Below are 12015 nucleotides of genomic sequence, written 5' to 3'. Positions count from 1 at the left end.
ATGCTGTCGTCGATCTTCACGTACAGTGCGGTCAAGAGGGTGTCCAGGTCTTGCGTCACAACATGATCTTGGATGCCCTCTCCTCATGCCTGGACATCGACCCCTGACTTCGGAACTACTCGTCTAGAAATCGCCGAGACGCGCGACGCCGACAGACGGATCGATGTTGGCGAAAGTCTTGACCGGTACGACGGCGGGTGGAAACCTCGAACTGCTCCGCCGCGACGTGTGGGAAAGCGTTATCCACGGCGGAGTTTTCCACCGGCTCCGTCGAAGCGCTTCGAGCGGCGATGCCGGCAGCGCTCCGCCGGTTCGGCAGCGGCCCCGCACCCGCACCGCACGGCCCGCGCCACACAGCCCGCACCGCACCCCGCACCGCACACCCCCCGCCCGCCCCCGGGGCCGAGCCGCCGGGGACACCAGCCGGAATCAAGGTGATCACCATGAGCGAAAGGACGTACCTCGACCCCGACCGGCCACTCGACGTACGGGTCGACGACCTGCTGGGTCAGCTCACCCTCGACGAACGGATCGCCCTGCTGCACCAGTACCAGGCGCCGGTCCCCCGACTCGGGCTGCCCGCGTTCCGGACCGGGACGGAGGCGCTGCACGGGCTCGCCTGGCTCGGCCCGGCCACCGTCTTCCCGCAGGCGGTCGGACTCGGCAGCACCTGGAACCCGGAACTGCTCCGGGCCGTCGGCGCCGCCGTCGGCGACGAGGTACGCGGCCTGCACGCCAAGGACCCGACCCGGGTCGGCCTCAACGTCTGGGCGCCGGTGGTCAACCCACTGCGCGACCCGCGCTGGGGCCGCAACGAGGAGGGCTACGCCGAAGACCCCTGGCTCACCGGCGTACTCGGCACGGCGTACGCCCGGGGACTGCGCGGCGACCACCCGGTGTACCTGCGTACCGCCCCGACGCTCAAGCACTTCCTCGGCTACAACAACGAGACCGACCGGTGCACCAGCTCCAGCAACCTGCCGCCCCGGGTGCTGCACGAGTACGAACTGCCGGCCTTCCGGACCCCGATCGCGGCCGGGGCGGCCGTCGCGGTGATGGCCTCGTACAACCTGGTGAACGGACGCCCGGCACACCTCAGTCCACTGATCAACAACGAGCTGCGCCGGTGGACCGACGACGAGGTCATGGTGGTCGGCGACGCCAGCGCGGTCTCCAACATTGCCGGCGCGCAGCACTTCCTCCCCGACCATCCGAGCGGGTACGCGGCGGCGTTGCGGGCCGGGATCGACAGCTTCACCGAGGACGACAGCGACCCGGCGCCGACCGTGGCCCGGATCGGCGAGGCGCTACACCGGGGACTGCTCGACGAGTCCGACGTGGAGACCGCGGTCCGGCGGCTGCTGACCATCCGGTTCCGGCTCGGCGAGTTCGACCCACCGGAACGGAACCCGTACACCGCGGTCACCACCGACGTGATCAACTGTCCGGCGCACCAGGAACTGGCCCGGACCGCCGCCCGACAATCCATCGTGCTGCTGCGCAACACCGACGCCGTACCCGGTGACGGGCCGCTGCTGCCGCTCGACCCGGGCCGGCTGCGCCGGGTGGCCGTACTCGGCCCGTTGGCGGACACCCTCCACGAGGACTGGTACAGCGGCACCCTGCCGTACGCGGTCACCGCCCGCGACGGGCTGGCCGCCCGGTTGGCCCACGCGACCGTCACCCACCACACCGGCGCGGACCGGGTGGTGCTGCGGACCGCCGACGGAGCCGTCCGGGCCACCGACCATCCCGACGGCGGTCCACTGCGGTGCAGCGCACCCGTCCGGACGGCGGCGACGTCCGCCGAGCCGGGGACGGTACCGGCGGACGCGCTGTTCGAGGTCTTCGACTGGGGACAGGACATCGTGGCGCTCCGCGCGCTGGCCAACCAGCGACACGTCGGCGCCGACGAGACCGGCCTGCTGGTCAACGACCGGCCCGGCCCCGGCGGCTGGGTGGTCCGGGAGACGTTCCGGATTGTCGGCCGCCCCGGCGGGGACAGCGTGCTACACCACCTGGCCAGCGACCGGTACGTCCGGGTCGACTCCGACGGTGTGCTGCGGGCCGACGCGGTCGGGGCCGCCGACGGCACCGGCTTCACCGTCGAACTGGTCGCCGACGGGGCGGCCGGGGCGGCCACCCTGGCGGCGGAGGCCGACGTCGCGGTGGTGGTGCTCGGCAACCATCCGATGGTCTGCGGCCGGGAGACCGAGGACCGCGCCGACCTGGCCCTGCCGCCCGGACAGGAGTCCCTGCTGCGGGCGGTACGGGCGGCGAATCCCCGTACCGTGCTGGTGGTCAGCAGCAGTTACCCGTACGCGTTGACCTGGGCCGACGAGCAGGTGCCGGCGATCTGCTGGTCGGCCCACGGCGGTCAGGAGTACGGGGCGGCGCTGGCCGCCGTGCTCTGCGGCGACGCCGACCCGGGGGGCCGGTTGACCCAGACCTGGTATCGCGACGCGACCGAGCTGCCCGACCTGTTCGACTACGACGTGATAGCCACCGACACGACCTATCTCTACCATCGGGGCACCCCGCTCTACCCGTTCGGCCACGGGCTGAGTTACGCCCGGTTCGCCTACGCTGATCTGCGGCTGAGCGCGGACGAGGTGGACGCGGCCGGAGAGATCGAGGTCAGTGTGCGGGTGACCAACGTCGGCACCCGGCCGGGCGACGAGGTGGTGCAGCTCTACACCCGACAGCGCCGTTCCCGGGTCAAGCAACCACTGCGCCAGCTGCGCGGCTTCGCCCGGGTGAGTCTCGCCCCGGGCGAGCAGACCACGGTACGGCTTCCGCTGCGCGCCGCCGACCTGGTCCACTGGGACGTGGTCCGGGGCCGGTACGTGGTGGAGGACGCCCGACACACCGTCGCGGTCGGCCGGTCCAGCACCGATCTCGTGCTGACCGGCACCCTGACCGTGCACGGCGAACCGGCCCGGCCCCGACAGCCGCTCGACGCACCGCTGCGGGCGGTCGACCACGACGAGTACGCCGGCACCGCGTCGCTGCCGGACGGCCCGGACGACGCCGCCGTCGTCGCCCGGGAGGCCGGTGGCTGGATCCGGTTCTCCGACGTCGACTTCGGCGCCGGGGTGACCGGGGTGACCGCCCGGGTCGGCGGCCGGGACCTGCCCGCAAGCGGCACCGAACTTCTGCTCCGGCTCGACGACCCGGTCCAGGGACCGATCGTCGGCACCATCCCCGTCGCACCGGACGCCGATCGCCAGGACGCCGCCGGCAGCGGCACCGACACCCGCGGCGACCACGTCGGCGGTGACGAGGGCGGAGGCGGAGGGTTGACCCGGGAGGTGACCGGGACCTGGTGTGCCGAGGTGACCGGGGTTCGGGACCTGTACCTGTTCTTCACCGCCGCCGGCGTCACCGTGAGTCGGCTGACCTTCTCCGGTGGGCCGGACGGTGCCCGGTCCGGGGCAAGCACGGGAGGCGCCTAGTGTCCGAGTCGTCCCACTCCACGCCACGCCCCGGGTCCGTACCCCGGCAGTCGGCCCGGCCTGCGGGGCCGGCCGGCAAGCGGGCGGACATGGTGACCATCGCGGACGTGGCCCGGCACGCCGGGGTGGCGGTGAGCACCGTGTCGTACGTGCTCAGCGGCAAACGGGCGATCTCCGCCTCGACCCGGGAACGGGTGCTGTCCAGCGTCCGGGTCCTCGGCTACCACCCGAACGCCGGGGCGCGGGCGTTGGCCAGCCGCCGGGCCAACGTGATCGCCCTGGTGCTGCCGCTGCGTTCCGGGATGCACCTGCCGGTGCTGATGCAGTTCGCCACCGCCGTGGTGACCACGGCACGCCGGTTCGACCACGACGTCCTGCTGATGACGGCGGACGAGGGGCCGACCGGGCTGCGCCGGATCGCGGCGAGCGCGATGGTGGACGGCATCGTGCTGATGGACGTGGAGATGCACGACGTCCGGGTGCCGCTGCTGCGTGACCTGGAACGGCCGAGCGTGCTGATCGGCTTTCCCGCCGAGTCGGCCGGGCTGACCTGTGTCGACCTGGACTTCTACCGGGCCGGTCAGGTCTGCGTCGAGCACCTGGCCGGTCTCGGGCACCGCCGGATCGCGCTGCTCGGCGCGCCGGCCGTGGTCTACGACCGGGACACCGGCTTCGCGCACCGGACCCGGGCCGGGTTCACGGACGCGGCCGCCCGGCACGGCGTCGAGGCGGTCGCCCAGCCGTGCGAGGAGCACTTCGAGGCGGTGCACCGGGAACTGGCCGGACTGCTGGAGCGGCATCCGGACCTCTCCGGCCTGGTGGTGCACAACGAGGCGGCGGTCGGTCAGGTGCTCGCCGCGCTGCCGCTGCTCGGCAGGCGGGTGCCGGACGACGTCTCGGTGGTGGCGATCTGCCCGGACGAGGTCGCCGACCGGGCGAACCCGGCGCTGACCTCGGTACTGATCCCGGCCGAGGAGGTGGGCCGGCAGGCGGTGACGCTGCTGATGCGCAAACTGGCGGACGAGCCGGTGCCGGACGCGACCCTGCTCGATCCCCGGCTGACGCTGCGGGCCAGCACCGCACGGGCCCGCACCGCACCGCCGCCGACCGTCTCGGGTCCGCCAGCAGCCGGCGAACCCGCCCGCGCCGGATCGAACCGACCTTGATCCGGGTTCGGGGTTCCTGATCGACTCTGGTCATGACCATCCACATGACGCCGGAGGAGTTCCGCCGGCACGGGCACGCCGTCGTCGACTGGATCGCCGACTACTGGACGACGCTCGGCCAGCGTCCGGTGACGCCCGGGGATCCGCCGGGCACGGTTGCCGCCCGGCTGCCGGCCGGTCCACCCGAGCGGGGCGAGGCGTTCGACCGGATCCTGGCCGACCTGGACACGGTGATCACCCCGCACGTCACCCACTGGCAGCATCCCCGGTTCTTCGGCTACTTCCCGGCCAACACCTCCGGGCCGAGCGTGCTCGGCGACCTGGTCGCCGCCGGGCTCGGGGTGCAGGGCATGCTCTGGGCCACCGGTCCGGCCTGCACCGAGGTCGAGACGGTGATGCTGGACTGGCTCGCCGAACTGCTCGACCTGCCGGCCCGGTTCCGGTCCACCGGCACCGGCGGCGGGGTGATCCAGGACTCGGCGTCCTCGGCGACCCTGGTGGCCACCCTCGTCGCGCTGCACCGGGCCAGCCGGGGACGGTGGCGTGGCCACGGGCTCGACCGGCGGTACCGGGTCTACACCTCCGGCCAGGGCCACTCGTCGATCGAGAAGGCCGCCCGGATCGCCGGCCTCGGCGACGCCGGGATCCGGACCGTCGACGTCGACCCGGAGACGCTGGCGATGGACCCGGCGGCGCTGCGCGCCGCGCTCGAGGCGGACCTGGCCGCCGGGGTGGTACCGGCCGCGGTCGTCGCCACCGTCGGCACCACCTCCACCACCGCGGTCGACCCGCTGCCCGAGATCGGCGCGCTCTGCCAGGAGTACGGCGTCTGGCTGCACGTCGACGCCGCGTACGCCGGGGCGGCCGCGGTCTGCCCCGAACTGCGCTGGTCGCACGCCGGACTGGAGTACGCCGACTCGTACTGCTTCGACCCGCACAAGTGGCTGCTCACCGGCTTCGACTGTGACGCGTTCTGGGTCGCCGACCGGGGTGAACTGGTCGAGGCGCTGACCGTGATGCCGGAGTTCCTGCGCAACGCGGCGACCGAGTCCGGTGCGGTGGTCGACTACCGGGACTGGCAGGTGCCGCTGGGGCGGCGGTTCCGGGCCCTGAAACTGTGGTTCGTGCTCCGCTGGTACGGCGTCGAGGGACTGCGGGCGCACATCCGCTCGGGGGTGGCGCTGGCCGCCCGCTTCGCCGACCGGGTACGCGCCGACGACCGGTTCGAACTGGTGGCCCCGCACCCGTTCTCGCTGGTCTGTTTCCGGCTCCGGGCCGACGACGACGCCAACGCCGAGCTGCTGCGCCGGGTCAACGCCGACGGTGCGGTGTACCTGACCCACACCCGGGTCCACGGCCGGTACACGCTGCGGCTGGCGGTCGGCTCGCCGTACTCCGGGGAGGAGGACCTGACGCGGACCTGGCGGCTGATCACCGAGGCGGTGCCGGCCGGTCCGGCCTGATCCGGCCTGATCCGGCCTGATCCGGCCGCCGGGCGGCGGGCGGCGGTCGGGACGCCGGTCGATCGGGGCGCCGGCTCCGGACGTTCCAGGTCGCCGGGGAATCAAAAGTCACATTCCGGGAAGCCCACGCCCCATGCCGGGTTTCCTGCCGTCGGTACCGTGGCCGCTCCTGCCGAGCGTCGCGGTGTTCGTCGTCGGCGGCGTGATCACCATCGTCGGCAGCATCCGGCTGGTCGCGCTCGGCGACGCCCTCGCCGACCGGACCGGCTGGGGCGAGGCGGTCTTCGGGGTGGTCTTCTTCGGCGTGGCCACCGGGCTGTCCGGAATCGTGATGACCGCGGTCACCGCCTCGACCGGGCATCCGGGACTCGGCTACAGCAACGCGGTCGGCGGCATCGCCGCCCAGACCACCGCGGTCGCGGTCGCCGACGCGTTCTACCGCCGGGTCAACCTCGAACACGCCGCCGCGTCGCTGTCGAACCTGCTCTTCGGCTGCCTGCTGGTGGCACTGCTGGCGCTGGCCCTGCTCGGCAGCTTCACCCCCGACGTCACCGTGTGGGGGATCCACCCCGTCTCCGTCGTACTCGTCGCGTGTTACCTCGGCGGGCTCCGGCTGATCCGTACCGCAGGCACCCGGCCGATGTGGAATCCGGTCGGCACCACCGAAACCCGGCCGGACGTGCCGCAGGAGCACGGCGTGCTCGACCGGCAGGCCACCTCCGTGCTCTGGACCCGGTTCGCGCTGGTCGGGATCTTCGTCGCGGTCAGCGGCTGGGCCGTCTCGCTGGCCGCCGAGAGTCTCGTGGAGACCACCGGCCTCTCCACCGGGTTCACCGGCGGTGTGCTGCTCGGGATCGTCAACGGGCTGCCGGAGACGGTCACCGCGATCGCCGCCGTACGGCAGGGCGCGGTGACCCTCGCGGTCGCCGCGGTACTCGGCGGCAACATCCTGGACGTGATCACCCTGGTCGTCGGCGACGTCGCCTACCGGCAGGGCTCGATCTACCACGCGGCCAGCACCGACGACCTGCTGATCACCACGGTCGGGCTGTTCATGACCACCACCCTGCTCGGCGGCCTGCTGGTCCGGCAGGCGTGCGGCTGGGGCCGACTCGGCTTCGAGGGGATCATCCTGGTCGCCAGCTACCTGGGGATGACGGTGCTGCTGGCAATCTGACCCGGAGCGGCCGACCCCACCTCCGGCGGGGCCGGCCGCGACACCGTCAGCCCGGGCCTCAGGCCCGCAGCGCGACGATCAGCCACTCCCAGGCCGGCACCACCGAGGGGAACGGCGGCCGGCCGTGCAGTACGCCCATCAGCTGCCAGTACCGCTCGACCCGCCGGTCGGTGAAGGTCGCCAGCTCGTCGGCGGCCCGGAGCCGCTCCTCCTCCGACATCCCGGTGCCGACGATCAGGTCCCGGACCTGGCGGCCCTGCGCCGATTCGGGGGCGACGCCGTCGCGCAGCGCGGCACCGGCGTGCTCGGCGACCAGGGCCGGGTCGAACGACGGTGCTCCGCCGCCGCTCGTCGCGCCCGCCACCGCCATCTGCCGGGCCCGCAACTGGAAGTCGGGGTCGCCAACCAGTTCGGCGAGTTCCAGCCAGGCATCCACCTGCTCGGTGGTCGGTTCGGCGGGCAACTCGGCCGGCAACTGCCGCATCGCGTGGGCGATACCGGCCCCGGGCGCCTCCGGGTCGATCCCCTCGAAGGCGCGGTCGACGAACTCGTCGATCATCCGCTGCCGCTCCGCGGCGGAGAGTCGGGCCAGTCTGTTCATCAGTGTCATCTCCTCGGTTGTGCTGTTCCGTTCGGCGATCGACCGCAGCACGGCCCGACGCAGCTGCAGCGTCCGGATCTCGGTGTCCAGGGCCTGGGCGTGCGCCCGGGCCACGTCCGCCACCGAACTCTGCCGGGCCAGGATCCGCCGTACGGTGTCCAGGTCCAGCCCGAGCTCGCGCAGCGTCCGGACCAGGTCGAGGCGGGCCACCGCCTCGGCGTCGTAGAGCCGGTAGCCGCCCGTCGACCGGCCGGTCGGCGGGATGACGCCACTGTCCGACCAGAACCGGATGGTCCGGACCGGCAGGCCGGTGCGTCGGGCGAGCTGTCCGATGGTGAACAGCTCGGTGCGGTCGTTCACGGAACGAGGATCAACCTTCCAGCCGCTGGAGACTCAAGTCCGATTCTGCGCGGCCGGCCCGGACGACGCCCTGGGGCGTCAGGTCCAGGCGCTGGGGTCCGCGGCGAGGTCACGGACCCGGTCCGGCAGCTTGCCGCCGGCCACATCGGCGATGGTGACCAGCTCGAGGATCTCCCGCTCGCTGGCCCGCAACGCGATCCAGACCTCCTGCAGGGCGCGCGCCGCGCCGTGGTACCCGAGGTCCTCCGGGCGCTGGCCACGGATGTTCGCCAGCGGGCCGTCGATGACCCGGATGACCTCGGCGAGCGAGATCTCCGTCGCCGGGCGGGCCAGCCAGTAGCCGCCCTCCGGGCCGCGCTGGGCGTGCACGATGCCGCCCCGACGCAACTGCAGCAGGATGCTCTCCAGGAACTTCGGCGGAATTTCCTGGGCCCGGGCGATCTGTTCGGCGGTCACCGGGCTGGGCCGACCGACCGGCCCACCGCCCCGGCCGGATTCACCGGGGCGGGTCGGGCCGTTGCCCGCTCCGCGGCCGGCAGACAGGGCCCTATCCTCCGAACCCGGGCCGCCGTCGGCACCGGAACCGGGGCGCGGTTCCGGGCCGAACCCGCTCGACTCGGCGTGTGCGGCGAGTTCGGCGACGGCGCGGAGGGCGTAGTCGACCCTGGCGGAGAGACGCATGTCGGACAGGTTAGCCGGCCCGTCCGGACGTCCCGGCGGAGGCTCAGCCGCCGACCCGGCGCAGCAGCCCCTCCTGTACGGCGCTGGCGATCTGCCGGCCGTCGACGGTGAACATCCGTCCGGTGGCGAGACCCCGCCCGCCGGAGGCCGACGGGCTCCAGCAGTCGTAGAGGAACCACTCGTCGGCCCGGAACGGGCGGTGGAACCAGAGCGCGTGGTCGAGGCTGGCGCCGACCACGCCACCGGGCCCCCACACCTCACCGTGCACCGACAGCACCGAGTCGAGCAGTGTCATGTCGGAGGCGAAGGTGAGCGCGCAGGCGTGCAGCAGCGGGTCGTCGGGCAGCTTGCCGTCGATCCGCATCCAGACCCGCTGGTGCGGGTCGGCCGGCCGGTCACCGGGCCGGACCCAGCCGGGCTCGCCGACGTACCGGACGTCGATCGGGCGCGGGACGGTGGCCCAGATGCCGAGCCGTTCCGGGTACCGGGCGAGCCGGTCGGCCATGGTCGGCACCGCCTCCGGCGGCGGTACGTCCAGCGGGGCCGGGGCATGGTGGTCGAGGCCCTCCTCCTCCCGGTGGAAGGAGGCGGACATGAAGAAGATCGGCTTGCCGTGCTGGTAGGCGACCGACCGACGGACCGAGAAGGAGCGGCCGTCCCGGATGTTCTCGACCTGGTACTCGATCGGCTCGGCGGGGTCGCCGGGCCGGACGAAGTAGCCGTGCAGGGAGTGCACGAACCGGTCCGACCCGACCGTCCGGCCGGCGGCGACCAGCGCCTGCCCGGCGACCTGGCCGCCGTACACCCGTTGCGGTCCGACCGGCGGGCTGAGCCCGAGGAACGTCGTCTCGCCGAGTTGGCGCAGGTCGAGCAGGTCGAGGAGCTGGTCGACCGCCGCCTGGCCGACGACCAGCTCCCCGGCGCCGCCCGAGGTCACCGCAGCGCCTGGGCCGCCGTCGCCGCGTCGACCAGCGAACCGAGCTGGTGCACCCGCAACGTGTTGGTGGAGCCGGGGGTGCCGACCGGGCTGCCGGCGACGATCACCACGAGGTCGCCGGGGTTGGCCCGGTTGAGCCCGAGCATCGCCTGGTCGACCTGACGGAACATGTCGTCGGTGTGCTGGACGAACGGCATCAGGAAGGTCTCCACGCCCCAGGAGAGGGCGAGCAGGTCGCGTACCTCCGGCACCGGGGTGAAGGCGAGCAGCGGCAGGTCGCAGTGCAGCCGAGAGAGCCGCCGGACGGTGTCGCCGGTCTGGGTGAACGCCACCAGGGCCTTGGCGCCGATCGCCTTGGCGATCTGGGAGGCGGCGACGGTCAGCGCGCCACCGTGGGTACGTGGGTCGTGCTGGAGCCGGGGCACCGCGATCGAGCCGGCCTCGGTGGTGGTGACGATCCGGCCCATCGTGCTGACGGTGAGGATCGGGTACTTGCCGACGCTGGTCTCGCCGGAGAGCATCACCGCGTCGGCGCCGTCCAGGACGGCGTTGGCGACGTCGGAGGCCTCGGCGCGGGTCGGCCGGGAGTTCTCGATCATCGAGTCGAGCATCTGGGTGGCGACGATGACCGGCTTGGCGTTCTCCCGGCAGAGCTGCACGGCGCGCTTCTGCACCAGCGGAACCTGGTCCAGCGGCAGTTCGACGCCGAGGTCGCCACGGGCCACCATGATGCCGTCGAAGGCGTTGACGATCGCCTCCAGGTGGGTCACCGCCTCGGGCTTCTCCACCTTCGCCATCACCGGCCGGTGGATGCCGACCTCCTGCATGATGTTGTGCGCGAGCTTGATGTCGTCGGGCGAGCGGACGAACGACATGGCGACCATGTCGACGCCGAGCCGGAGCGCGAACCGCAGGTCCTCGGTGTCCTTCTCCGACATCGCCGGGACGCTGACCGCGACGTTCGGCAGCGAGACGCCCTTGTTGTTGGAGACCGGGCCGCCCTCGGTGACCAGCACCCGGATGTCGCTGCCCTCGACCTCGACGACCTCGACCGCGACCCGGCCGTCGTCGATCAGCAGCCGGTCGCCCGGCTTCACCTCGAACGGCAGCTTCTCGTAGGTGCAGGAGACCCGGTCCCGGGTGCCGAGGATGTCCTCACCGGTGATCACCACGGAGTCGCCAGTACGCCACTCGTGCGGGCCGTCGGCGAAACGGCCGAGCCGGATCTTGGGGCCCTGCAGGTCGCCGAGGATCGCCACGGCGCGGCCGGTGGTCCGGGCGGCCTCGCGGACCAGGTTGAACACCTTCTCGTGGTCGGCCTGGTTGCCGTGGCTGAAGTTGAGCCTGGCTACGTCCATGCCCGCCTCGACCAGACCGCGGATGCGCTCCGGGGAGGAGGTCGCGGGGCCCAACGTACAAACGATCTTTGCGCGGCGTGTCACGGCCATCAGGCAATTCTCTCTCTCGGATCGGCCCGCCAGACCCAACGGATGCGGGAACAGTTGCGCAACGTCACGCGGCTGGCAGGTGACCGGCGGGTGCGTCACACCGGGACGTTGGTTGGCGGGCATCGGCGACCGCGCGGCGCCGAGCCTACTCCCGCCGTGCCCGGCACGTTCCCCGGGCCGACGGTGGTCCGGAGTCGCACCCGGGCCTCCCCGGCGTCCGAGAAGCCAGTGTACGCCGCCGTCGCACGGTTCACCGCCACGTGATCTTGCTGTTACCGGCCCGAGACGGTTCCCCCCGAGAGTGGGTCCACATCGATGATCAAGATCGGGGTGACCTGGTCGAATGATCAACGCCGGCCCATCCCGCACCCGAACCTCGCGAGGAGCACGCCATGGCACCAACCCCACCCACCGACGCCGAACTGGACACGATGATCCGGGCCCGACTCGCCAGCCTCGGCATCGACCTCGACCAGTTGCCACCCGGCACCGCCGCCGACCCGGAGACCGGATCCCCGGGGCGGGACTCCGTCCTCGCCTCGCTGCGCGCCTTCGTCCGGGGCACCGTCGGCACGCTCGCCGCGTACCAGCTGCCGGCCCCGCCCGGAACCGACCCGGCGACCGCGAAGGCACTGTCCCAGCAACCGGCGCCGATGCTCTACCCGTCGATCAGCACCGAATGGCGGAGGGCATGACCGAGCGCAGCGAGGAGACGGCATGACCGAGC

Annotated in this window: 9 protein-coding genes; 5 read left to right on the top strand and 4 right to left on the bottom strand. The window is 72.7% G+C overall.

All coding sequences use genetic code 11. The features are described 5' to 3' along the window. The first annotated feature begins 443 nt into the window (after positions 1-443). From ABGB21_RS31725 to ABGB21_RS31710, 4 genes are all read left to right on the top strand, one after another. Entirely contained in the window at positions 444-3455 is a 3012-nt protein-coding gene (locus ABGB21_RS31725; RefSeq protein WP_347680913.1) for a glycoside hydrolase family 3 C-terminal domain-containing protein, read from the top strand. A gap of 89 nt (positions 3456-3544) precedes the next feature. After that, positions 3545-4621 (top strand): LacI family DNA-binding transcriptional regulator, encoded by a 1077-nt coding sequence (locus ABGB21_RS31720; RefSeq protein ID WP_347680911.1) that lies wholly within the window; start codon positions 3545-3547, stop codon positions 4619-4621. 32 nt (positions 4622-4653) lie between these two features. Next, on the top strand, positions 4654-6084 hold the full coding sequence (locus tag ABGB21_RS31715; RefSeq protein ID WP_347680909.1) for a pyridoxal-dependent decarboxylase: 1431 nt from the start codon (positions 4654-4656) through the stop codon (positions 6082-6084). Between the two features lie 133 nt (positions 6085-6217). After that, complete coding sequence (locus ABGB21_RS31710; protein ID WP_347680907.1) at positions 6218-7261, top strand: cation transporter; 1044 nt, start codon at positions 6218-6220, stop codon at positions 7259-7261. Between the two features lie 58 nt (positions 7262-7319). Here ABGB21_RS31710 and ABGB21_RS31705 read toward each other — a convergent pair whose 3' ends face one another. The 4 genes from ABGB21_RS31705 to pyk form a co-directional block, all read right to left on the bottom strand. Beyond that, complete coding sequence (locus ABGB21_RS31705; protein WP_347655847.1) at positions 7320-8222, bottom strand: MerR family transcriptional regulator; 903 nt, start codon at positions 8220-8222, stop codon at positions 7320-7322. A gap of 78 nt (positions 8223-8300) precedes the next feature. Further along, positions 8301-8903 (bottom strand): Rrf2 family transcriptional regulator, encoded by a 603-nt coding sequence (locus ABGB21_RS31700; RefSeq protein WP_347655846.1) that lies wholly within the window; start codon positions 8901-8903, stop codon positions 8301-8303. 43 nt (positions 8904-8946) lie between these two features. Further along, on the bottom strand, positions 8947-9840 hold the full coding sequence (locus tag ABGB21_RS31695; RefSeq protein WP_347655844.1) for an acyl-CoA thioesterase II: 894 nt from the start codon (positions 9838-9840) through the stop codon (positions 8947-8949). After that, entirely contained in the window at positions 9837-11288 is a 1452-nt protein-coding gene (gene pyk / locus ABGB21_RS31690; RefSeq protein ID WP_347655843.1) for a pyruvate kinase, read from the bottom strand. The genes ABGB21_RS31695 and pyk overlap by 4 nt, the downstream gene beginning before the upstream one ends. 392 nt (positions 11289-11680) lie before the next feature. Here pyk and ABGB21_RS31685 point away from each other — a divergent pair, with 392 nt between their 5' ends. Next, positions 11681-11983: a hypothetical protein gene (locus tag ABGB21_RS31685; RefSeq protein ID WP_347680906.1), complete on the top strand. Its 303-nt coding sequence runs from the start codon at positions 11681-11683 to the stop codon at positions 11981-11983. Positions 11984-12015: the final 32 nt, after the last annotated feature.

The sequence above is a fragment of the Plantactinospora sp. B24E8 genome, assembly GCF_039871735.1.
Lineage (GTDB): Bacteria > Actinomycetota > Actinomycetes > Mycobacteriales > Micromonosporaceae > Plantactinospora.
The sequence above is the reverse complement of the archived record's forward strand: the minus strand, read 5'-3'. Positions and strand labels throughout refer to the sequence as shown.

Coding starts and splice junctions, on each gene's coding strand:
- ABGB21_RS31685 (WP_347680906.1), top strand. CDS start 11,681: ATGGCACCAACCCCACCCACCGACGCCGAACTGGACACGATGATCCGG.
- ABGB21_RS31710 (WP_347680907.1), top strand. CDS start 6,218: ATGCCGGGTTTCCTGCCGTCGGTACCGTGGCCGCTCCTGCCGAGCGTC.
- ABGB21_RS31715 (WP_347680909.1), top strand. CDS start 4,654: ATGACCATCCACATGACGCCGGAGGAGTTCCGCCGGCACGGGCACGCC.
- ABGB21_RS31725 (WP_347680913.1), top strand. CDS start 444: ATGAGCGAAAGGACGTACCTCGACCCCGACCGGCCACTCGACGTACGG.
- ABGB21_RS31700 (WP_347655846.1), bottom strand. CDS start 8,903: ATGCGTCTCTCCGCCAGGGTCGACTACGCCCTCCGCGCCGTCGCCGAA.
- ABGB21_RS31720 (WP_347680911.1), top strand. CDS start 3,545: ATGGTGACCATCGCGGACGTGGCCCGGCACGCCGGGGTGGCGGTGAGC.
- pyk (WP_347655843.1), bottom strand. CDS start 11,288: ATGGCCGTGACACGCCGCGCAAAGATCGTTTGTACGTTGGGCCCCGCG.